Annotated in this window: 19 protein-coding genes; 5 read left to right on the top strand and 14 right to left on the bottom strand. The window is 69.9% G+C overall.

All coding sequences use genetic code 11. The features are described from left to right. Positions 1-106 precede the first annotated feature (106 nt). Positions 107-982, bottom strand: coding sequence for a neutral zinc metallopeptidase (locus QZ500_RS10895; protein WP_295855039.1), 876 nt, complete (start codon positions 980-982; stop codon positions 107-109). Positions 983-1,084: 102 nt separating this feature from the next. Here QZ500_RS10895 and QZ500_RS10890 point away from each other — a divergent pair, with 102 nt between their 5' ends. Further along, a complete protein-coding gene (locus QZ500_RS10890) occupies positions 1,085-2,785 on the top strand; it encodes a diguanylate cyclase (RefSeq protein ID WP_295855035.1) in 1,701 nt (566 codons plus the stop codon). 109 nt (positions 2,786-2,894) lie between these two features. On the opposite strand, the gene QZ500_RS10885 is transcribed toward QZ500_RS10890, so the two are convergent. The 6 genes from QZ500_RS10885 to QZ500_RS10860 form a co-directional block, all read right to left on the bottom strand. Further along, on the bottom strand, positions 2,895-3,224 hold the full coding sequence (locus QZ500_RS10885) for a hypothetical protein (RefSeq protein ID WP_295855032.1): 330 nt from the start codon (positions 3,222-3,224) through the stop codon (positions 2,895-2,897). A gap of 147 nt (positions 3,225-3,371) precedes the next feature. After that, the gene (gene dcd / locus QZ500_RS10880; RefSeq protein ID WP_295855029.1) at positions 3,372-3,938 is read right to left on the bottom strand and encodes a dCTP deaminase; all 567 of its coding nucleotides are present in this window, start codon (positions 3,936-3,938) and stop codon (positions 3,372-3,374) included. A 109-nt stretch (positions 3,939-4,047) separates the two neighbouring features. Next, positions 4,048-5,337: a guanine deaminase gene (gene guaD / locus QZ500_RS10875; RefSeq protein ID WP_295855058.1), complete on the bottom strand. Its 1,290-nt coding sequence runs from the start codon at positions 5,335-5,337 to the stop codon at positions 4,048-4,050. A 100-nt stretch (positions 5,338-5,437) separates the two neighbouring features. Continuing rightward, positions 5,438-6,544: a BMP family ABC transporter substrate-binding protein gene (locus tag QZ500_RS10870; protein WP_295855026.1), complete on the bottom strand. Its 1,107-nt coding sequence runs from the start codon at positions 6,542-6,544 to the stop codon at positions 5,438-5,440. A gap of 122 nt (positions 6,545-6,666) precedes the next feature. Then, the gene (locus QZ500_RS10865) at positions 6,667-7,359 is read right to left on the bottom strand and encodes a response regulator transcription factor (RefSeq protein WP_295855022.1); all 693 of its coding nucleotides are present in this window, start codon (positions 7,357-7,359) and stop codon (positions 6,667-6,669) included. Then, positions 7,356-8,798 carry a cache domain-containing protein gene (locus QZ500_RS10860; protein WP_295855020.1) on the bottom strand — a complete coding sequence of 481 codons (1,443 nt, stop codon included), beginning with the start codon at positions 8,796-8,798 and terminating at the stop codon, positions 7,356-7,358. Before QZ500_RS10860 ends, QZ500_RS10865 begins: the two co-directional genes overlap by 4 nt. 464 nt (positions 8,799-9,262) lie before the next feature. On the opposite strand from QZ500_RS10860, the gene QZ500_RS10855 reads away from it, so the two are divergent. Both QZ500_RS10855 and QZ500_RS10850 read left to right on the top strand, forming a co-directional pair. Continuing rightward, a complete protein-coding gene (locus QZ500_RS10855) occupies positions 9,263-9,730 on the top strand; it encodes a Rid family detoxifying hydrolase (RefSeq protein WP_295855016.1) in 468 nt (155 codons plus the stop codon). A gap of 42 nt (positions 9,731-9,772) precedes the next feature. Next, a complete protein-coding gene (locus tag QZ500_RS10850) occupies positions 9,773-11,257 on the top strand; it encodes an aminotransferase class V-fold PLP-dependent enzyme (protein WP_295855013.1) in 1,485 nt (494 codons plus the stop codon). 45 nt (positions 11,258-11,302) lie between these two features. On the opposite strand, the gene QZ500_RS10845 is transcribed toward QZ500_RS10850, so the two are convergent. Continuing rightward, a complete protein-coding gene (locus QZ500_RS10845) occupies positions 11,303-12,355 on the bottom strand; it encodes an adenosine deaminase (RefSeq protein WP_295855010.1) in 1,053 nt (350 codons plus the stop codon). Positions 12,356-12,500: 145 nt separating this feature from the next. Here QZ500_RS10845 and QZ500_RS19565 point away from each other — a divergent pair, with 145 nt between their 5' ends. Beyond that, positions 12,501-13,628, top strand: coding sequence for a glyoxalase superfamily protein (locus QZ500_RS19565; RefSeq protein ID WP_366762995.1), 1,128 nt, complete (start codon positions 12,501-12,503; stop codon positions 13,626-13,628). Beyond that, the gene (locus QZ500_RS10830; RefSeq protein ID WP_295855007.1) at positions 13,625-15,130 is read left to right on the top strand and encodes a SulP family inorganic anion transporter; all 1,506 of its coding nucleotides are present in this window, start codon (positions 13,625-13,627) and stop codon (positions 15,128-15,130) included. Before QZ500_RS19565 ends, QZ500_RS10830 begins: the two co-directional genes overlap by 4 nt. Here QZ500_RS10830 and QZ500_RS10825 read toward each other — a convergent pair. From QZ500_RS10825 to QZ500_RS10800, 6 genes are all read right to left on the bottom strand, one after another. Further along, complete coding sequence (locus tag QZ500_RS10825) at positions 15,081-16,220, bottom strand: acyltransferase (RefSeq protein ID WP_295855004.1); 1,140 nt, start codon at positions 16,218-16,220, stop codon at positions 15,081-15,083. The genes QZ500_RS10830 and QZ500_RS10825 overlap by 50 nt on opposite strands. 69 nt (positions 16,221-16,289) lie before the next feature. Next, positions 16,290-17,447: a BMP family ABC transporter substrate-binding protein gene (locus QZ500_RS10820; protein WP_295855000.1), complete on the bottom strand. Its 1,158-nt coding sequence runs from the start codon at positions 17,445-17,447 to the stop codon at positions 16,290-16,292. A 59-nt stretch (positions 17,448-17,506) separates the two neighbouring features. Beyond that, the gene (locus QZ500_RS10815) at positions 17,507-18,427 is read right to left on the bottom strand and encodes an ABC transporter permease (protein WP_295854998.1); all 921 of its coding nucleotides are present in this window, start codon (positions 18,425-18,427) and stop codon (positions 17,507-17,509) included. 1 nt (position 18,428) lies between these two features. Continuing rightward, positions 18,429-19,511 carry an ABC transporter permease gene (locus QZ500_RS10810; RefSeq protein ID WP_295854994.1) on the bottom strand — a complete coding sequence of 361 codons (1,083 nt, stop codon included), beginning with the start codon at positions 19,509-19,511 and terminating at the stop codon, positions 18,429-18,431. Further along, entirely contained in the window at positions 19,505-21,067 is a 1,563-nt protein-coding gene (locus QZ500_RS10805; protein WP_295854991.1) for an ABC transporter ATP-binding protein, read from the bottom strand. The genes QZ500_RS10810 and QZ500_RS10805 overlap by 7 nt, the downstream gene beginning before the upstream one ends. 91 nt (positions 21,068-21,158) lie before the next feature. Next, positions 21,159-22,091: a LysR family transcriptional regulator gene (locus QZ500_RS10800; RefSeq protein WP_295854988.1), complete on the bottom strand. Its 933-nt coding sequence runs from the start codon at positions 22,089-22,091 to the stop codon at positions 21,159-21,161. Between the last annotated feature and the right edge of the window lie 274 nt (positions 22,092-22,365).

Below are 22,365 nucleotides of genomic sequence, written 5' to 3'. Positions count from 1 at the left end.
AGCAGGAAGCCGCGTTCAGGCCGGGGGCTGACGACGCACCGGACGCTATGCATTCGATAGCGCACTGCGAAGATGCAGCGGGCGCCATCACCCGATTTCCATCTGGTCAGAGGCTCCGGGCGTTGAAGGTGTCGCAGGACTGGACGCTGCCGGTCTTGTAGCCCTGTGCGAACCACCGCTGGCGCTGCGCGCTGCTGCCGTGGGTAAAGCTGTCGGGCACCACCGCGCGGCCGGCGGAGCGCTGCAGGGTGTCGTCGCCGATCTTCTCGGCGGCATTCATCGCCGCCTCGATGTCGCCCGGATCGAGCCACTGCTTCGATTCCTGCGAATGGTGCGCCCACACGCCGGCGAAGCAGTCCGCCTGCAGTTCCACCCGCACGCTCATCGCGTTGTTCTGCGTCTCGCTCAGGCGACCGCGCATGCCGTCGACCTTGGCGGTGATGCCGAGCTCGTCCTGTACGTGGTGGCCGATCTCGTGGGCGATCACGTAGGCTTGGGCGAATTCGCCGGGCGCGCCCAGCCGGTTCTTCAGCGTGTCGTAGAAGCTGAGGTCGATGTACACCTTCTTGTCGCCGGGGCAGTAAAACGGCCCCATCGCCGCCTGCCCGGTGCCGCAGGCCGTCGGCGTTGCGCCGCGGAACAGCACCAGTTTGGCCGGCCGGTAGGTGGCGCCGCCCTGGCGGAAGATCTCGGACCAGACCACCTCGGTGTTGCGCAGCACGGTGGAGACGAACGCCGCCTCGCGGTCGTTGGCGGGCGGCGCCTGGGCCGGTGCCTGCTGGGTCGCCACCGGACCGCCGCCGCCGCTGAGCAGGCTCAGCATGGTGAGCGGATTGATGCCGAAGATCCAGCCCGCCACCACCGCGACCGCGACGGTGCCGAGCCCGACGGTGCGACCGCCGATCGGAAAGCCGCCGCCTCCCCCTCCACCGCTGCGGCGGTCTTCGACGTTGTCGGACTGTTCGTTGCCTTCCCAGCGCATATGCCTGCTCCTCTCGCCTCGGGTGCGCGGCGACGGCCGCCGGGCGCGCGGATGGTACGTCCGGCATGCCGGGTGCCGGTAACAACGTGGCATCCTCGCCGCATGCCCCAGCGCTTTTCGCAACTCCGTTTCGCCAGCCAGATCGCCCTCGTCTTCGGCGCGCTCATCGTCGTGGTAGTGCTGCTGCTTACCGCCGTCTTCGGCGACGTGCTGCGCGCGCGCGTCCGGGCGGATGCCGGTGTGGTCCTGCATGGCTTGGCCAGTGGAGTGTCGCGGCAGCTCGAAGCGCAGCTGCAGACCCGCGCCGAGCAGGCAGTGACGCTGGCGCGGGCGGAGTCGCTCTGGGAGCGCGGCCTGGATTCCGCTGCTGCCCGCCAGCTCGTCGCCCGGGTGCAGACGCTTACGCCCGAAAACCTCTGGATCGGCGTGGCCGACACCGATGGCATCGTCCGTGCGGCGACCGGCGACCTGCTGGTCGGTGTATCGGTCGCCCAGCGGCCCTGGTTCCAGGCCGGGCGGGAGCGGCCGTACGTCGGCGATGTGCATCCCGCCGCGCTGCTGGCAAAACTGCTGCCGCCCACCGCCTCCGGCGAGCCGCAGCGATTCATGGATTTCGCTGCTCCGATCGAGCTGGACGGCGTGTTGCGCGGCGTGCTGGGCATCCATGCCAACTGGGAATGGGTCAATGAGGTGATCCGCCTCGCAGTGCCGGCCGATCTGGTGCAGAAGGATCTGCGCATCTTCGTCTTCGATGCGACCGGCCGCCTGGTCTATGCACCCTTTGGCGATGGGGCCGCCTCGGGGGCCAGCGGGAGTACCTTTCAGGCACCTGCCCCACCTGCACAAAGCCGAGGCGGCACGACAACCGGCGTCGTGCGCTGGAGCGACGGGCAGGACTATCTGACCGCGGTGGCGCCGGTGCGCGCTGCGTCGCCGATCACCGACCTGGGCTGGCGTGTCGTGGTGCGGGAGCCGGTCGCCACTGCCTACCGCCAAGCCGGCGAAGTGGGCTGGGCGGCCGCAGGCGTCGGCCTGACCGCGGCCACGGTAGCGGCCTGGCTTGCCTACCGCGCCGCGCGGCGGCTGACCCGCAATCTGGGCGAGATCGCCCTTGCTGCCCGCTCGGTGGAAGGCGGTCGGTCCGGTGCCGTCCTGCCGCTGGTCGGCGGCAGCGCCGAGGTTTCTGCGCTGTCGACCGCGCTGCGCAGCATGACCCGGGAGCTGCTGGGCGCGAATGCCCGCATGGAGCAGGAAGTCCGCGACCGGACGCGGGAACTGGTGGCGGCGAACGCCGAGCTCGACCGGCAGGCCCGCAGCGATCCCCTCACCGGCCTGCTGAACCGCCGCGGCTTCGACGAGCGGCTCGCGCAGGCGCTGCCGATGGCGCGCCGCACGGGGCTGCCGCTGTCGGCGGTAATGATCGACGCCGACCACTTCAAGCGGGTGAACGACCGCTTCGGCCACGAGGTCGGCGATACGGTGCTGCAGTTCCTCGCGGTGACGATGCAGTCGCGGACACGCGCCTCGGATAGCGCCGCCCGGCTCGGCGGGGAGGAATTCGGCGTCCTTCTGCCGGATACCGACGCCGCGGGCGCAGTTGCGATGGGAGAAGCCCTGCGCGCCGCGGTGTCGGGCTACGAGGATCCGGTATTCGGCCGGATCACAATCAGCATCGGCGTCGCGACGCTGCAGCCTGGCGACGCCGGCGCCAGCGACCTGCTGCGCCATGCCGACGAGGCACTCTACCGCGCCAAGCACGAGGGACGCGACTGCGTGCGCATCTGGGCTCCGGGTCCCGGCTAGCCGCCCCTCCAGAAACGCGAAAGCCCGGCGAACCGGGCTTGTTGCTTCAGGTGGCGCATGCGGGCGGCGGGACGAATGGGCCGGCCATCAGGCACGGCCCACGGCACAATCAGCGCATCGTCGACGCATCGACTGCTGCATATTCCCTGCCGTCGGCGCGCACCGCGATGGTGGTCACCCGCGGGTCGAACACCGCCGGAGTATGCAGCCGCTCACGGACGCACGCCGCATGCCCGCCGCGGCCTTCCGCACCGAGGCAGTGCGCCACCGCCACCCGCTGGGTCCGCAGCGTCGCATCGCGCTCGGCGGCCCGGTCCATCTGTTCCTGGGCGACCAGGCCGACGGCGCCGAGCTGGATCGCCACCAGCACCGCACCGACGCTGCCCACGACGATGGCGAAGGGTGCATCGATCACACGGAGGTAGTGCTTGAACGACATGGGAACTGCTTTCTCGAGAAGGTGTGCGGCGATGCTACGGTTGTAACAAGTCTCGATCGTCGGGTAATGCGCGTATCGAGTTGTAGGACTTCGCCGCATCGCGAATAGTTCGCAACGCCTGTCTGCCGAAAGCGACCGTTCAGCCGATCAGGTGCGGGGCAGCGTGACGCCGTGCTGGCCCTGGTACTTGCCGCCGCGGTCCTTGTAGCTGGTCTCGCAGACCTCATCGCTCTCGAAGAACAGCACCTGGGCGCAGCCCTCGCCTGCATAGATCTTGGCCGGCAGCGGCGTGGTGTTAGAGAACTCCAGCGTCACGTAGCCCTCCCACTCGGGCTCGAAGGGGGTGACGTTGACGATGATCCCGCACCGGGCATACGTGCTCTTGCCCAGGCAGATCGTCAGCACGTTGCGCGGGATGCGGAAGTACTCGACGGTGCGGGCCAGCGCGAAGCTGTTGGGCGGGATGATGCAGTGGTCGCCTTCCATGTCCACGAAGCTCTTCTCGTCGAAGTTCTTCGGGTCCACCACGGTGCTGTGGATGTTGGTAAAGACCTTGAATTCCGGTGCGCAGCGGATGTCGTAGCCGTAGCTGGAGGTGCCGTAGCTGATGATCTTGCGGCCGTCCTGCGCGCGGATCTGGCCGGGCTCGAACGGCTCGATCATGCCGTGCTGCTCCGCCATGCGGCGGATCCACTTGTCGCTCTTGATGGTCATGGAGGTGGTTGCTTTCTGGCGGGCTGTCGGAAGGGCCCGGATTGTCGCATCCCGCGCGGGCAGCTATCGAAACAATAGCTGCCCGGGCAGGACCCACCTGCGCAAACCGTCAATTTCCTTGCGAAATCACGCTGCGCACGATTGCCCGGTCGTCGCCGAGCACGATCAGTGCGAACAGCAGTTCGTCGAGGTTCTCGGCCGCCCGGGTCTTGCGGGCGAGCAGCGGCGTGGCGGCCGGGTCGACCACGACGAAGTCCGCCTCGCAGCCCGGCTGCAGGTTGCCGACCACGCCGTCCAGCCCGAGCGCCGCGGCCCCGCCGGCGGTGTGCTGCCACCACAGGTTCTGCGGCGACAGCGTCAGGCCGGGCTTGGTCTGCCCTTCGCGCCCCACGTAGTAGGCAGCGAGCATCGTGTGGAACGGGCTGAAGCTGGTGCCGCCGCCCACGTCGCTCGCCAGGCCGTAGCGGAAGCCGATCCGGTCGGCACCCTCGTAGTCGAAGAAGCCGCTGCCGAGGAACAGGTTGCTGGTCGGGCTGACGGCTGCGACGGTGCCGGTGTCGCGCATCAGCACCCGGTCGGTGTCGTCGAAATGGATGCAGTGGGCGTACACCGCGCGTTCGCGCATCAGCCCGTAGCCTTCGTACACCGACAAGTAGCTGCGGGCTTCGGGGAAGAGTTCGCGCACCCAGGCCACCTCGCCCTTGTTCTCGGCGACGTGCGACTGGATCCAGACGTCCGGATGCCGGGCCGCCAGTTCGCCGGCGCCGCGCAGCTGGGCATCGGTGCTGGTCGGCGCGAAGCGCGGGGTGATCGCGTAGCCGAGGCGGTCGACGCCGTGCCAGCGGCGGATCAGCGCCTCGCTGTCGATCAGGCTCTGCTCGGTCTCGTCGCGCACGCCGTCGGGCGAATGGCGGTCCTGCAGCACCTTGCCGGTGATGAGCCGCATGCCGCGGCGCTGGGCTTCGGCGAACAGCGCGTCGGCCGAACCGGGGTGCGAGGTGGAAAAGGCCAGCGCGGTGGTCACGCCGTTGCGCAGCAGTTCGTCCACGAAGACGCTCGCGATGTCGGCGCCGTAGTCCGGATCGACGAAGCGGGACTCGTGCGGGAAGGTGTAGTTCTCCAGCCACGGCAGCAGGCCTTCGGCAGGCGAGCCGATCACGTCGGTCTGCGGGCAGTGGATGTGCATGTCCACGAAGCCCGGCGCCAGGATGCGTCCGGGCAGGTGCTCGACCGGCAGGTCGGCATAGTCGGACGCTAGGCTCTGCCAGTCGCCCGCGGCCACGATGCGCTGGCGGCCGGCGGCGTCGGGGCCGGTGACGAGCAGGCCGTCGGCGTCGTAGAGCGCGCGGCGGCTGCCGTCGGTGGCGAAACGCAGCAGGGCCGCGCGGTAGGCTTTCATCGGGGTCGTCGTGCTCATCGTCGGAAGGGTAATCGGCGCTGCCGCCGGCGCCATACGGACGCCGGCATAAGGGCCATATGCAGGCAGGCGCCTGCCGGATTCAGCGGCCGGTACGGCCGATCACGCCTTCGGCGAGCCAGTCCATCGACAGGATCTGCGGATCGGCGAGCGTGGCGCCGGCGGCGATGACGGTGCGGCCGGTGTTGTCGCGCACCGGCTGGGCGCCGGCGGCGAACGGATGCAGGCGGCCGGCCGCGATATCGCGCTGGCGGCCGAGCACTTCGTCCTGCACCGCACGCGGCACTGCCGGGCCGAAATCGCCGACGCGGATCATCCCTTCCTTCACCCCGCCCCAGATGCGCTCGGGCTTCCAGCTGCCGTCGGCGACCGCCTGCACCCGGCGGGTGTAATAGTCGCCCCACTGGTGGGTGACCGCGACGATCTGCGCGTCCGGCGCGACCTTGCGCATGTCGGAGTGGTAGGCCACGGCGAACTTGCCGCGCTCCTGCGCCGCGGCCATCACCGCGGTGGAGCCGGTGTGGAAGGCGATCACGTCCACGCCCTGGTTGAAGAGCGCCATGGCCGCGTCGCGCTCCTTCGGCGGATCGAACCAGGCATCGAGCCAGACCACCTTGACGGTCGCCTTCGGATCGACCGAACGCATGCCGAGGGTGAAGGCGTTGATGCCCTGCAACACCTCGGGGATCGGGAAACCGGCGACGTACCCGGCGACGTGCGTCTTCGTCATCCGGCCGGCGGCGATGCCGGCGAGGTAGCGGCCTTCGTAGTAGCGGGCGTTGGCAGCCGACACGTTGGCCGCCGTCTTGTAGCCGGTGACGGATTCGAACTTCACGTCCGGAAAGTCCTGCGCGACCCGCAGCGTCGGCTCCATGTAGCCGAAGCTCGGCGTGAAGATGATGCGGTTGCCCTGGCGCGCCAGGTCGCGGATCACGCGTTCGGCATCGGCGCCCTCGGCCACGTTCTCGACGAAGCTGGTCTGCACGCGGTTGCCGAACTGGCGCTGCACCTGCTGGCGGGCCGCCTCGTGCTGGTGGACCCAGCCGGCGTCGCCGATCGGCGCGACGTAGACGAACGCGGCTTTCACCGGCGGCGCAGCGGGGGCCGCGGGCGCCGCGGGCTGCGAGAAGGAAGGGGAAAAAACAAAACAGCAGGCGGCCGCGAGCGCGGCTGCGAGGTTTTTGTACATGGTGGTCCTCTACATGGTCCCGTGAACGAAAAAATCCCGCGCCGGGGACACGGCGCGGGACGGGCGGATTTTCGCACGGCGGCGTCGGCCACGGCGGCGCAGGGCTATCGGCCGGGTCTTTCCTACGGCTCGCTGAGCCGGGCGTCGCTGCGATGCATCGGCAGATCGACGTCTGCATGGTCGACCGCGTACTTCACCAGCGCGGCCTGTCCGTCGATCTGCAGCTTGCGCCGCAGGTGCAGCCGGTGCGTCTCGACGGTGCGCACCGATGCACCGAGCCGCTGCGCGATCTCCTTGTTGGAGAAGCCCTGCGCCAGCAGCGTGAGCACGTCGGCCTCCCGCGGCGTCAGCTCGCGGGGCGGGCGCTCCGGCGGCGGCGCGTCGCGGAGCATCTGCAGCACGGCCGGGCCGAAGTAGCTCTCGCCGCGGTGGACGCTCTCCAGCGCGTCCACCAGGTGCTGGGCCGGCTCGTCCTTCAGCACATAACCCCACACGCCGAGCGCCGCCGCGCGACGGATGTATTCGGGATCGCGGTGCATCGAGAGCACCAACACGCGGATCGCCGGAAACCGCTCGCGGAACTCCGCCGCCAGCTGCAGGCCGCTGCCGTCGGGCATGCGGATGTCGGTGACGACGATGTCGGGCCGCACCTGCGCGGCCAGCGCCAGCGCTTCGGACAGGCTGCCGACATCGCCAGCCACGCGGATATCGGCCATCGCTTCCAGACGCAGGCGGACGCCGTCGCGCACCAGCGGATGGTCGTCGACCAGCAGCACCCGCACGGGCGCGGCGGCCACGGTACCGGCGGCGCTCATGCGACCGCTCCGGCCGCCGCCAGACCGCCTGCGCCCGCCCGCGGCGAGACATCCGGCGGCGCGTCGGCGACGGGCGCCGCCACCGCCCCGGCGCCTTCCGGAAGCGGAAGGTCTGCGCGTACGGTCGTGCCCCGCCGGCCCGACGCGAGCAAGAAGACACCGTGCAGGCTCTCGATGCGCTCGCGCATGTTGCGCAGCCCGATGCCGCACTGCCCATCGGACTGCACCTTGCGCAGCGCGAAACCGCTGCCGTCGTCCCGCACCAGCAGCCGCACCCGGCGCGGGCCGAAGCGCAGCGCCACGTCGATCCGGGTCGCCCGGCCGTGCTGGCGGGCGTTGGTCACCGCTTCCTGCGCCACCCGGAACAGCGCCGTGCTGTGCGCCGTCGGCAGCGTCGCGGCCGTGCCTTCGGCATGGAAGACCACGGCGCAGCCGGCGCCGTCTGCCTGCTCGGCCATGAGCGCGAGGGCCGGCGCCAGCCCTAGGTCGTCCAGCAGTGCCGGCCGCAGTCCGTGCGACACCCGGCGAATCTCCACCAGCGCATCGTTGAGGCGCCGCAGGCCCTGATCGAGCAGCCGCGCAGGTCCCGCCGCCGGTGCCGGCAGCCCGATCTGCGCCGTCTCGAACAGGTATTTGGAGGACACGAGGACCTGCACGACGCCATCGTGCAGTTCGCGTGCGACGCGCACCCGCTCCTCCTCCTGCGAATGCACGACCCGCCGCGCCAGCCGGCGCAGCTTGGCGCTGGCGACACGGTGGTCGCTGATGTTCAGCACCAGCCCGGCAATCCCGATCAGCACCATGCACAAGGCGGCGATCGCGTAGATGCGGCTGCGGGTGGCACGGATGTTGTCCTGCGCCACCGCCTCGATCTTCGCGAGCGCGTCCTCCACGTCGTCGAGGTACAGCCCGGTGCCGAGCGTCCAGCCCCAGGCGGGCACCACGCTGACGAATGCGAGCTTGGGCACCGTCTGCCGCGTCGACGGCTTCTGCCACGGGTAGCGCACGAAGCCGCCGCCCTCCCCGGCTTTGGCCAGGATCAGCCGGGCCGGGACCTCGCCGCCCGGCAGGTTGGGGTCGCACAGGTCCACGCCCGCCTGCCCCATCTGGCTGGCGTCGAGCAGCACCGTGCCCTTGCGGTCGTAGACGAAGAAGTAGCCGTCGTCGCCGAACTTCATGCCGGTGAGCACCGCCAGCGCCTGGCGCTGCTGCGCGGTTTCGGGCTGATCGGACTGGGCGATCTGCGCGATCGCCGATCCCGCCATCTGCACGTAGTGGCGCAACTCGGTCTCCTTGCTCGCGACGTAGGCGGATTCCACCAACTGGCGCTCCTGCCCCGCGAGCTTCAGGGTCTGGTGCTGCATCGTGGCCGCCACCAGGCTCAGTGCACCCAGCAGGGGCACTGTCGTGAAGAGGATGAACTTCCACCGCAATTGCATGGCGTGGGCCCGAACGATGCACGAAGACCGGGCGACTATCGGCGCGTCACCGGATATGTCAAGCGGGTAAGCACGTAAATCGGCGCCTCGCGATCGCACGCGGAAATAATCGAATGCAGCCATATCGATCGCTCGTACAGATAATCTTCCGGCACCGGTAAGTTACCTGGCCCGTCCGTCAGGCGGCAGCGGCTGCGTGGTCGCCCGTCATATATTCTTCCCGTCGCCCCTGACGGCGCGCACCGCATCCGTGCGCCCTGGCGGCTGGAGCGCCTACTCATGCACGAGGAATGCCAGGCCCCACGCGCAAGCATTTCAGCTTTCCGTCAGCATTATCTACGTAGCACTGCGTAGGGGAAAAAATGCAGCCGGCCGCGAATATCCGCTGCCTAGAATCGCCGCACCGGTTGAAGGCGCCAGACAAAATCCCGAATTTTCCCGATCCCCTGATGGAAGGTATTCCCATGGATATTCGATCCCATGCTCCCCGCATCGCCTGTCTCGCCCTGGCGGCCTGCGCCGGACTCCTGTCGGCCTGCAGCGCCCCGGCCAAGCGCGAGGTGCTGTCCACCAACCAGATCTATCCCGCCATCGGTCCCTACTCGCAGATGGTGTCGCACGGCAGCACGATCTACTTCTCGGGCGTGCTGCCCCTCAATGCGCAGGGCACCGCGGTGGTCGGCGGCACGATCGAGGAACAGACCCGCGCAGTGCTCGACTTCATCGGCGCCAAGCTGCGGTCGCAGGGCCTGGGCTACGAGGACGTGCTGGCCACCACCGTCTACATGAAGGACTTGAACGAGTTCGCTGCCATGAACAAGGTCTACGGAGAGTACTTCCGCAGCCAGGCCCCGGCCCGCGCCACGGTGGAGGTCGCCCGCCTGCCGCGCGACGTGAAGATCGAGATCGCCGCCGTCGTCGGACGCCGCTGAACGCGCGCCCGCATCCCCGCCCCCTTCGCCGGAGTCATCGCCATGCTTTCCTCCCTCGCTTCCCGCATCTCTTCCGCCGACGCCCGCCTGGTCGACGGCCTGCCCCAGGCCCTGGCCGAACTGCGCCAGGGCGCGCCGTCCAAGCGCCGCGAATTCCTGCGCATGCTCGGCTACGGCGCCGGTGCCGCCACGCTGGGCCCGCTGCTGGGCGCCTGCGGCGACGGCAATGCGCAGACTTCCGCAGAAGCCCTGCGGGCCCAGCTGGCGCAGGACGAGCCGTTCTGGACCAACGTGCAGAACATGTTCGTGCTCAACCCCCAGAAGACCTTCATGAACATCGGCACGGCGGGCTCGATGCCGGCGATGACGCTGGACGTGTTCGCCGAGGAGAACCGCAAAAAGGCGGTCGAGTCCGGCAACGGCTACACCAGCCTGCTCGACCTGCGCCAGAAGGTGGCACCGTCCTTCGGCGTGGATGCGAGCGAGCTCGCCTTCTCGGCCAACACCTCCTCCGGCATGTGCCATGCGATCCTAGGGCTCGACTGGCAACGTGGCGACGTGGTGGTGACCACCAACCACGAGCACGGCGGCGGCGATACCCCTCTGGCGATCGCCGTGGACCGCTATGGCATCGAGGTGTCGCGCATCAGCATGCCCGTCGGCAACAACCAGACTGCGGCGACCTATAGCAACCTGTTCGACGAGCGCATCCGCGCGCTCAAGGCCCAGGGCAAGCGGGTGCGCGCGATGATGTGGTCGTCGCCCACCTACAAGACCGGCACGATGCTGCCGATCGCCGAACTGATGGGCGTGGTGAAGACGCACGGACTCATCAGCATCGTCGACGGCGCGCACCTGCCCGGCATGATGGCGTACGACTACGGCGCGTTGGGCATGGACTTCATGTCCGGCGCCGGCCACAAGTGGCAATGCGGCCCGGGTTCCACCGGCTTCCTGATCATGCGCAACCGGGTGCGGGCGTCGAACCCGCTGCCGCTGCCCAAGTGGTACCCGATCCACACCTCGTCCTATCGCGCGGTGGACCGTGCGGTGGTGCCGCCCGAGAGCTACGACATCGCCGCCAGCGTGACGGCCTGCGGCAGTATCCATACGCCGATGTTCCAGGCGCTGGTGCGGTCCTGCGAAATGTGGGACACGATCGGCCGCAAGAAGATCGAAACCTACGATCTCGCGCTGTCGGCCTACCTCAAGGAGAAGATCGTCGAGCGCTGGGGCGTGGACGCGCTCTATTCGCCGAAGGACGATCCCAAGCTGGTCTCGGCGCTCACCTCCTTCAATCCCTATCCGAACAAGGCCGACGTGCTGAACCCGCAAAAGGCGTCGGCTTTCGTCGCCCGGCTGCAGTCCGACTACCCGCAGGGTTTCATCGTGCGGAGTTCCGACTTCCCGGTGATCGGCTCGGCCACGAACCACTACGCGATCCGCGTGTCGACCCACCTGTGGCACGACGCACGCGACATCGACCTGCTGGTCGATGCGATGTGGGACCTGTCGCGCAAGATCTGACCCGCCACGCCCGGGCACCGCGGGCGCAGCTCGTCCGGTCCGCGGTCAGCAGAACCGCTCGAACACCGCGTCGAGCTGCGCCAGGTACCCGGCCTTCTGCGCATCCGTCGCGAAGCTGCCCTCGAAGGCGTTGCGGCCCAACCGGTAGGCGTGGCGCGCGGTGAGGCCGGTGGCGGCGAAGGTCTGCAGGAAGTTGTCGTTCATGTAGCCGCCGAAGTAGGCCGGGTCGTCCGAGTTGACCGTGGCGACGATGCCGGCGTCGAGCAGCCGGCCGAGGTTGTGGTCGGCCAGGTCGGGGAACACGCAGAGCTTCTGGTTCGACAGCGGGCAGACCGTCAACGGGATGCGGTCGCGCGCGAGGCGCTCCATCAGCGCCGGGTCGTGGATCGATTGCACGCCGTGGTCGATGCGCTCGACCCCCAGCACGTCGAGCGCGCTCCACACGTAAGCGGGCGGCCCCTCCTCGCCCGCATGGGCGACCAGGTGCAGGCCGAGTTCGCGGCAGCGGGCGAACACCCGCGCGAACTTCTCGGGCGGATGGCCCACCTCGCTGGAATCCAGGCCGACGCCGACGATCCGGTCGAGGAACGGCATCGCCGCGTCCAGCGTCTGCAGCGCCTCTTCCTCGCTCAGGTGCCGCAGGAAGCACAGGATCAGCACCGCGTCGATGCCGTGCGCCGCCTTCGCGTCCTGGCAGGCGCGGTGCAGGCCGTCGATGACGGTGCCGATCGGCACGCCGCGCGCGGTGTGCGTCTGCGGATCGAAGAACAGTTCGGCGCGCACCACCCGGTCGGCTGCGGCACGGGCGAAGTACGCCATCGCCATGTCGTGGAAGTCCTGCTCCTGCAGCAGCACGCTGGCGCCGGCGTAGTAGATGTCGAGAAAGCTCTGCAGGTCGGTGAAGGCGTAGGCCCGCCGCAGGGATTCGACGTCCGGGTACGGCAGCGCGACGCCGTTGCGCGCGGCCAGCGCGAAGATCAGCTCGGGCTCGAGCGAGCCTTCGATGTGGATGTGCAGCTCGGCCTTGGGCATGGCCCGCAGCAGGTCGGGCAGGCGCTCGGGCGCGAGGGTGGCGAGGCGGTCGTCGGTGATCGGCATGGCGGTCGTGGTGCGAAGGGATGCAGGGGTAGCGGCAGGCTAGCATGCACCGCGCCTGCTGCCACGGGCGGCGGGTATCCTCGGCCGGCCTGCGCTTGCTGCACTCCCTTGCCTCTTCTTCGTCCGCGCGCCGGACGGCCGCCCGATGACCCCACTGCCCCCTCCCCTGCCCACCAAGGAGCAGATCGCCCTGCTGCCGCTCTTCGAGGGCCTGGAATTCGACCGCATCCGGACGGTCGACGACGATGACGCCGCCGCGCAGGCGCTGGCCCGGCTGCTCGGCGAACCGGTGCTCGGCTTCGATACCGAATCCCGGCCGACCTTCGTGCGCGACGAGGTGTCCGACGGCCCCCATGTAGTGCAGTTCGCCACGCTGGACCAAGCCTGGCTGTTCCGGCTGCGCACGCCCGGCTGCCGGCAGGCGGTGTCGGCACTGCTGGCGGCGAAAGATCTGATCAAGGCCGGCTTCGGCCTGGAGAACGACCGCACCCAGCTCATGCGCAGCCTGGGCGGGCCGCTGCACGGGCTGCTGGACCTGGACGCGGTGCTGCGGCGCCAGGGTCACCGCAAGGCGGTCGGGGTGAAGACGGCGGTGGCGCTGCTGTTCGGTCAGCGCTTCGTCAAGTCGAAGAAGGTCGGCACCTCGAACTGGTCTCAGCCGGAACTGACCGAGGCGCAGCAGCGGTATGCGGCCAACGACGCGTACGCGGCGCTGCGGGTGTACCAGGCCCTGCAAGCGGCTGACCCGACGCACCCGCTCGCGGAGGGAGCGCCGGCTGCACAGCCGGAGGCCCCGGACTCGCACTCGCACGATGACGGCGATCCGCTGCAGGTGGTGCAGACCACCCCGCTGCTGCGCATCTTCGACCCGGAACGGGCGCTGGCCTTCTACTGCGGCTTCCTCGGCTTCCGGCTCGACTGGGAACACCGTTTCGACGACACGGCGCCGCGGTACCTGCAGGTCTCGCGCGGCGGCTGCGTGCTGCACCTGACCGAGCACCACGGCGATTGCTCGCCCGCCGCCACGGTGTTCGTGCGCTGCCGCGGACTGCGGGCCTACCACCGCACGATCGCCGCGCAGCGCTACCCGTTCATGCGCCCGTCGATCGAATCCGCGCCCTGGGGCGACGACCTGATGACGGTGACCGATCCCTTCGGCAACCGCATCCGCTTTGCGCAGGACACCCGCGAGGCCGACGCAGCGGAGGCAGCCGCCGCCGCGAGGGGCCGCCGGGCCGCAGCCCGCATGCAGACCGGCGTCGGGGCCGCATGAGCCCGCAGACCCACCCCACCGTCCCGGCCCTCCAGCGCCTGCGCAGCGCCTGGTGGCCAGGCGGCATTCCGCGCGAACTGCTGGCCGGCGCGGTCGCCACCTTCGCGCTGATTCCGGAGGTGATCGCCTTTTCCTTCGTCGCCGGCGTCGATCCGGCGGTCGGGCTGTTCGCGTCCTTCGTCATCAGCCTGGTGATCGCCTTCGCGGGCGGACGTCCCGCGATGGTGTCGGCAGCGGCCGGTTCGGTCGCGCTGGTGGCCGCGCCGCTGGTGCAGTCGCACGGCATCGGCTATCTGTTCGCGGCCGGCCTGCTGGCGGGCGCGGTGCAGCTCGCCTTCGGCCTGCTGCGCATGGGCGTGCTGGTGCGTTTCGTCTCCAGTTCGGTGCGCACCGGCTTCGTGAACGCGCTGGCGGTGCTGATCTTCTCGGCCCAGCTGCCGCACCTGCGCGACGCCCGCCCGGCCACCTGGGGCCTGCTGGCGCTGGGTCTGGCCCTCATCTACGGGCTGCCGAAGCTGGGCGGCTGGCTCGGCTGGCGGGCGCTGACGGCGATCCCGTCGCCGCTGGTCTGCGTACTGGTGCTGACGGTGCTGGCGTCCGGCCTCGGCCTCGCGCTGCCCACGGTCGCCGACCTGGGCACCCTGCCCGACGCGCTGCCCGCCTTCGCCCTGCCGGGCGTGCCGTTCACGCTGGAGACGCTGCGCATCGTCGCGCTGCCCGCCTTGGCGATCGCCTTCGTCGGGCTGCTCGAATCGGTGCTCACCGCCGCGGTGGTGGACGAGATGACCGATACGCCCAGCGACAAGAACCGCGAATGCGCGGGCCTGGGGTTGGCGAACATCGCGGCCAGCCTGTTCGGCGGCATCGCGGGCTGCGGAATGATCGGCCAGGCCGTCGGCAATGTGAAATACGGCGGCCGCGGGCGGCTCTCGACGCTGTTCGCGGGCGTGTTCCTGCTGATCCTGATGGTGGCGCTCAAGGACTGGGTGTCGCGGGTGCCGGTGATCGCGCTGGTGGCGATCATGGTGATGGTGTCGGCCGAGACCTTCGACTGGGCCTCATTGCGTACGCTGGTGCGGCATCCGCGCACCTCCAGCGCGGTGATGCTGGCGACCGTCGCAGTGACGCTCGCCACCCACAACCTGGCCGCGGGCGTCGGGGTGGGCGTGGTGCTGAGCGGCGTGTTCTTCGCCTTCAAGGTGGCGCGGATGCTCGACGTGCAAGCGCAGGACGACCCCGCTTCCGGCGGCCGGGTGTGGCGGGTCACTGGTCAGGTGTTCTTCGCCTCGGCCGATGCCTTCGTCGATGCGTTCGACATCCTCGGCGCCGAAGGCCGGGCGATGCGCATCGACGTGACCGAGGCGCACTTCTGGGACGTCACCGCGGTGGCCGCGCTGGACAAGGTGGTGCAGCGGCTGCGCAGCCACGGCTGCGCGGTGGAGGTTATCGGCCTCAACCGTGCGAGCGGCCTGCTGATCGACCGGCTCGGTCCGCAGCGCTGAGCGTCGCGGCGCGGTGCGCGCCGCCCAGGCGCAGCAGCGGCCGCTCGACCCACCGGTATAGCACCGCCGCCGCCAGCACGCACACCGGCACCGCCAGCAGCGCGAACAGCACAATCCCGCCCGGCAGCCCGTGCAGGCCCAGCACGCGCCAGAGCTGGGCGAAGGCCGACAGCACGATCGGATGCGACAGGTACAGGCTGTACGACTGGTCGCCGATCGCATGCAGCCGCCGCCAAGCCGGCAGGCCGCCGGCGCGCTCCCACTGCAGCATGCCGACAACGACCAGCGTGGCCGGCAGGCCGAGCGCGACGGCACGCGGCAGGCCCGGCAGCAGCCCGTCGAGCGTCGCCAGCAGCACCGCGCCCGCGATCAGCACTGCCAGCGCGCCGCGGGGTGCTACCGGCGTGGCAACAGTGCGCCGCCACCAGACCGCCACCGCCATGCCGAACACGAATTCCAGCAGGATCGACGCGCTGTACATCTGGCCGAGCGGCCCGGCCATCGCCTCGGTGCGGCCCAGCGCCACCAGGGCGGCGATCGCCAGCGCCGTCGCCGCGAAGCGCACCGCCGCCGGCAGCCAGAGCACGGCGCCGAACAACAGGTAAAACAGCATCTCGTAGTTGAGCGTCCAGCCGACCACCAGCGCCGGCTCCATCCGTCCGCTGGCCGCGGGCGCGAAGAAGAACAGGTAGGAACCGAGCACGTTGAGCGGGTCGAACCGCACCGACTGCAGCAGCCCCGGTGCGACCAGCATGACCGCCACGACCACGCTGGTCAGCAACCAGTAGAGCGGCACGATGCGCACGATCCGGCGGCGCCAGAAGGCCCATGGCCCCGGTGTGCGGTCGGCGGTGGTGTGCCACATCAGGAAGCCGCTCAGCACGAAAAAGATGTCGACGCCCGCCGCGCCCCAGGTCGGCCACGGGCCACCGTAACCCATCCGCTCCAGCGGCAGCTGCAGGTGGTAGGCCACCACCATCAGCGCGGCGATGCCCCGCAGGTGCTGCAGGCCCGCCAGCGGCGTGGCGAAGGATGCAGCCGCCGGTGGGGCCGGGGACGTGGCAGAAAGTGCGATGAACGGGCGCGTCATGGGTGCCGATGGTCGCGCAAAAACGAAAGGCCGCCCGGAGGCGGCCTTTCGGCGCGGTGCGCAGGACGATCAGTTCGGGACCTTGCCTTCCACGCCCTTGACGTAGAACTTCACGCCGCCCAGGAATTCGTCGTCGGCGACCTTGTCGGCGGCCAGCACTTCCTTGCCGGTGTTGTCGGTGATCGGGCCCTTCCAGATGCTGAAGCTGCCGTCTTTCAGGCCGGCCTTGATCTGGTCGACCTTGGCCTTCGTCTCGGCCGGGATGTCCTCGGCCAGCGACACCATGTCGATCGCACCTTCCTTCACGCCCCACCAGAGCTTGGTCGGCGAGGTCTTCCAGGTGCCGTCGAGCACTTCCTTGGTGGTCTGCACGTAGTACGGCGCCCAGTTGATGACGGCCGAGCCCAGGTGGGCCTTGGGACCGTAGGCGGTCATGTCGGAGTCCCAGCCGAAGGCGCGCTTGCCCTTTTCCTGGGCGGTCTTCAGCACGGCCGGCGAATCGGTGTTCTGGAACAGGATGTCGGCGCCGCCGTTGATCAGGGCGGTGGCGGCCTCGGTTTCCTTCGGCGGGCTGAACCATTCGTTGACCCAGACCACCTTGGTGGTGATCTTCGGGTTCACGCTCTGTGCGCCCATGGTGAAGCTGTTGATGTTGCGGATCACCTCGGGGATCGGCACCGATCCGACCACGCCGAGCGTGTTGGACTTGGTCATCGCGCCGGCGATCACGCCGGCCATGTAGGCGCCTTCATAGGTGCGGCTGTCGTAGCTCCGCACGTTGGCGGCCGACTTGTAGCCGGTGGCATGCTCGAACTTCACGTCCGGGAAGTCGGGAGCGATCTTCTGGATCGACTCCATGTAGCCGAAGGTGGTGCCGAAGATCAGCTTGTTGCCCTGGCTGGCCATGTCGCGCAGCACGCGCTCGGCGTCGGCCGACTCGGGCACGCTTTCGACGTAGCTGGTGACGACCTTGTCGCCGAATTCCTTCTCGATCGCCTTGCGGCCGTTGTCGTGCGCGAAGGACCAGCCGCCGTCGCCCACCGGGCCGACATAGGCGAAGGCGATCTTCAGCGGCGCCGTGGCGGCCGGCGCGGGTGCGGCGGCGGGGGCCGGCGTGGTCGCCGCGGGTGCCGGCTCCTCCTTCTTGCCGCAGCCCACCAGGGCGGCGGCGGCCACGGCGGACAGGGCCGCGGTGTGCAGGAAGGAGCGTTTGGTCAGGTCGGTCATGGACATCTCTCGGAAGGAAGGGACAACGGAAATCAACACCAGCGAACCGGGCGGCGAAATTATGAGCCCACGTAGAACGGCTTCCCCAGGGAGGCCGGCATGTTCACCCGGATCCAGGCCGGGTTGCGCGAGATCAGCGCCAGCACCACGATCGTCGCCAGGTACGGCAGCATGCTGAGCAGCTGGCTCGGCACGTCCACGCCGAGGCCCTGGAGGTGGAACTGCAGCATCGTCACGCCCCCGAACAGATACGCACCCAGCAATACCCGTGCCGGCCGCCAGGTGGCGAAGGTGGTCAGCGCCAGCGCGATCCAGCCGCGGCCGGCGACCATGCCCTCGACCCACAGCGGCGTGTAGACGGTCGAGATGTACGCGCCCGCCAGCCCGCACAGCGCACCGCCGGCCACCACCGCGGCCAGCCGGATGCGCCGCACCGGGTAGCCCAGGGCGTGCGCCGATTCCGGCGACTCGCCGACCGAGCGCAGCACCAGCCCGGCCCGGGTGCGGTAGAGGAACCAGATCAGGCCGGCGGCGAACAGCATCGTCAGGTAGACGATCGGGTGGTGGCGGAACAGCGCCGGCCCGACGACCGGCAGGTCGGCCAGTACCGGCACGGCGAAGCGGGTGCCTTCCGGCAGCTTGGCCTGGACATAACCGATGCCCACGAACGCCGAGAAGCCGGTGCCGAACAGCGACAGGGCCAGGCCGGTCGCGTACTGGTTGGTGTTGAGCCAGATCACCAGCAGGCCGAACACCGCCGCGAGCGCGGCGCCCGCCGCCATGCCGGCCAGGAAGCCCAGCAGGTGGCTGCCGGTGTGCACCACGGTGGCGAACCCGGCGATGGCGGCGCAGAGCATCATGCCCTCGGCGCCCAGGTTGACGATGCCCGCCTTCTCGTTGATCAGCAGCCCGAGCGCCGCGATGGCGAGGACGGTGCCGGCCGACAGCGTGGCGGCGAACAGCAGTGCGTACGATTCCATGTCAGCGGGCTCCTGCCGCGGCGGGTGTGCGGCGCACCCAGCGCACGCGATAGGCGATGAGCGTGTCGCAGGCCAGCAATGCGAACAGCAGCAGCCCCTGGAACACGCCGGTCAGCGACTTCGGCAGGCCGAGCCGCGACTGCGCCAGCTCCCCGCCGATGTAGAACATGCTCATCAGCACCGCCGACAGCGCCATGCCGACCGGATGCAGCCGGCCGACGAAGGCCACGATGATCGCGGCGAAGCCGTAGCCGGCCGGCACATAGGGCGTGAGCTGGCCGATCGGGCCGGCGACTTCCAGGGCGCCGGCCAGGCCCGCCGCGCCGCCGGAGACGAGCAGCGCCGTCCAGAGCGCCTTGCGCGACGAGAAGCCGGCATAGCGCGCCGCCGCCGGCGCCAGGCCGCCGACCTGCAGCGCGAAGCCCGCGCGGGTGCGGAACAGGAACACCCAGAGCAGCGCCGCGCCGGCCAGCGCGATCGGCAGACCGATCGTCACCCGCGAGCCGGTCATCAGCTTCGGGATGCGGGTCACCGCGTCGAAGGTCTTGGTCTGCGGAAAGTTGTAGCCGAGCGGGTCCTTCCACGGCCCGTAGACCAGGTAGCCGAGCACCAGCGTGGCGACGTAGACCAGCATCAGGCTGACCAGGATCTCGCTCGCGTTGAAGCGGTCGCGCAGCAGCGCCACCAGCCCGGCCCAGGCCATGCCGCCCGCCACGCCCGCCAGCAGGACCGCCGGCAGGATCCACGGGCCGGTCGTCCTGTCGGCCAGCAGCGCGACGCCGCCGGCCGCCACCGCGCCGATGACGAACTGGCCCTCGGCGCCGATGTTCCACACGTTGGACCGGAAGCACACCGCCAGGCCGAGCGCGATCAACAATAGCGGCGTGGCCTTCACCATCAGTTCGCCGACGGCATAGGCCGACTTGACCGGTTCCCAGAAGAAGACCTGCAGGCCGCGGACCGGGTCCTTGCCGAGCGCCGCGAACAACAGCACGCCGACGACGACGGTGATCGCCAGCGCCAGCAGCGGCGAGGCGTAGCTCCAGTGCTTCGACGGCTGCGGACGGGGTTCGAGTTTCAGCATGCTGCGGCCTCCTCGGCGGCGACGGCGGCGGGTGCGTCCCACAGCCCGCTCATCCAGGCGCCGATGCGCTCGACCGTGGCCTCAGCCCGCGCCACCGGCGGCGAGAGGCGCCCCTTGGCCATCACATGCATGCGGTCGCTCAGCTCGAACAGCTCGTCGAGTTCCTCGCTCACCACCAGCACCGCGCAGCCGGCGTCGCGCAACGCCAGGATCGCGCCGCGGATCTGCGCTGCGGCACCCACGTCCACGCCCCAGGTAGGCTGGGAGACGATCAGCAGCGCAGGCTGCGCGTCGATTTCGCGGCCGACGATGAATTTCTGCAGGTTGCCGCCCGACAGCGACCGGGCCGCCGCATGCGGGCCGCCGGTGCGCACGTTGAAGCGGGCGATGATGGCCTGCGCGTGCTTTTCCAGCGCGCCGAGCTTCAGCCAGCCGCCGGTGCCCACCGCGTCGCGGCGGGTCAGCAGCAGGTTGTGCGCGAGGCCGAGCGTCGGCACTGCGCCGCGGCCGAGGCGTTCCTCGGGCACGAAATGCAGGCCGAGCGCGCGGCGGGCGCCCGGGCCCATCCGGCCGGCGGCGCGGCCGGCGACCTCGATCGCCTCCGGCGCGGCGCGGGTGTCTTCGCCCGACAGCGCGTAGAGCAGTTCGCGCTGACCGTTGCCCGACACGCCGGCGATGCCGACGACCTCGCCGGCGCGCACCTCCAGGTCCACGCCTTCCAGGTCGGTGCCGAAGGGCGATTCGCGCTCCAGCGTCAGGCCGCGTACCCGCAGCACCGGCGCGCCCGGCTGGTTGACGCGGTGCTGCAGCGCCGGCGGCTCGGCACCGATCATCAGCCGCGAGAGCGAGGCGTTGGTCTCTTCCGCCGGATTGCACACGCCCGTCACCTTGCCGCCGCGCAGCACGGTGCAGGCGGTGCAGAGCGCGCGGATCTCGTGCAGCTTGTGGCTGATGTAGAGGATGCTGCAGCCCTCGGCCGCGAGCTGGCGCAGCACGACGAACAGCCGCTCGACCGCCTGCGGCGTGAGCACCGAGGTCGGCTCGTCGAGGATCAAGACCTTCGGCTCGGCCAGCAGCGCGCGGATGATCTCGACGCGCTGCATCTCGCCGACCGAGAGCGTGTGCACCGGCCGCGCCGGATCGACATCGAGTCCGTATTCGGCGGCCTTCGCCACGATGCCGCGGGTCACGTCGGCCAGGCTCTGCGAACGGTCGAGGCCGAGCCAGACGTTCTCCGCCACGGTGAGCGTGTCGAACAGGCTGAAGTGCTGGAACACCATCGCGATGCCGAGCGCGCGCGCCTCCTGCGGATTGCGCACCTGCACCGGCCGGCCGTCGAACAGCACGGTGCCCTCGTCGGGCTTGACCGCGCCGTAGATGATCTTCATCAGCGTCGACTTGCCGGCGCCGTTCTCGCCGAGCACCGCATGGGTTTCGCCCGGCTGCACGACCAGCGACACGTCGCTGTTGGCGACGACCGCCGGGTAGCGCTTGGTGATGCCCGAGAGGGTCAGGCGGGGCGGCGCGGCGGCGCCGGAAATGCCGGAGGAATTCATGCGCGGATTATCTCGGGTAGGGGGACGACGTTCCGGATCATTTATGAGATGGAAAAATGGCAGTTTGCGCAGGCGGGACGGGCGCGGGCAGCTATTCTTTTCGTAGCGCGCCGGCGACCGCGCGCACCCGCTCCCGCAGCCAGGCGCCGGAGGCCGACGCATGCGTGCGGGCATGCCAGAGCTGGTAGTACAGGAGCCGCGGGAAATCGACCGGCGGCGACAGGATCGCGAGCGGCAGGCTGCCCACGTAGCGCTCGCAGTACTGGCGGCCGGTGGTCAGCACCAGCAGGCTCTGGGCCACCATCGCCGGGATCAGTCCGAAGTGCGCGCAGCGGGCGGTGATGTTGCGCTGCAGCCCGAGCGCCGCCAGGTGCTCGTCGATCACGCCGCGGGCGCCGGGGTGCGTGGGCGTCGGCGCGATGTGCTCGGCCGCGAGCCAGGCGGTCTCGTCCCAGCCGCGTCGCACGGCGGGATGGTCCTGCGACACCAGGCAGACCACCTCGTCGCCGAACAGCCGGCCCATGTGCAGGTCCTCGGGCGGCCGCGGCCAGTTGCCGATCACCACGTCCACCTCGCCCTGCGCCAGGTGCGCGTGGTAGTGGGTGTCGGCCGACAGCGGATGGATCTCGATCTGGCAGAGCGGCGCCTGCGCCTTGATGCGCGCCACCAGCTGCGGCAGGAACAGCGGATCGAGGTAGTCGCTCGCGGCGATGCGGAAGGTGGCGGTGGCCGTCTGCGGATCGAAGCCGCGGGCGTCGGAGAACAGGACTTCGGCCGCGCGCAGGATGCGGGCGGCGGGCTCGAGCATGCGCAGGCCCGCGTCGGTCGGGACCATGCCGGTGCCGGAGCGCACCAGCAGCGGATCGTCGGCCAGGTCGCGCAGCCGCTTCAATGCCGCCGACACGGCCGGCTGGTGCATGCCCAGGCGGACGGCGGCCTTCGAGACGCTGCGTTCCATCAACACGGTGTGCAAGACCCTTATGAGATGGAGGTCGATCTTGTCGAAAAGCGCTTGGTCTCTCATAGCGTGGGGGGCATGCCGGTCATACGCGCGGGCTTATGCTGGCGGCACCTGCGGCGCCTACCCTCTTCGGATGGCCTGCCGCCCGGAGCGACCGCTCCGGCCCCGAGGCGCCCCTTTCGAGAAACACGCACCCCGATGGATACCAGACCCCTGCGCTTCCTGCGACGCGGCCAGCCCGTGACGCTGGGCAATGTAGCACCCGACCGCACGCTGCTCGACCTCCTGCGGGAGGACCTCGGCGCCACCGGCACCAAGGAAGGCTGCGGCGAAGGCG

Source organism: uncultured Xylophilus sp. (assembly GCA_913776965.1).
In the GTDB taxonomy this organism is placed as follows: Bacteria; Pseudomonadota; Gammaproteobacteria; order Burkholderiales; family Burkholderiaceae_C; genus Xylophilus.
This window is presented reverse-complemented; position numbering and strand designations above follow the sequence as displayed.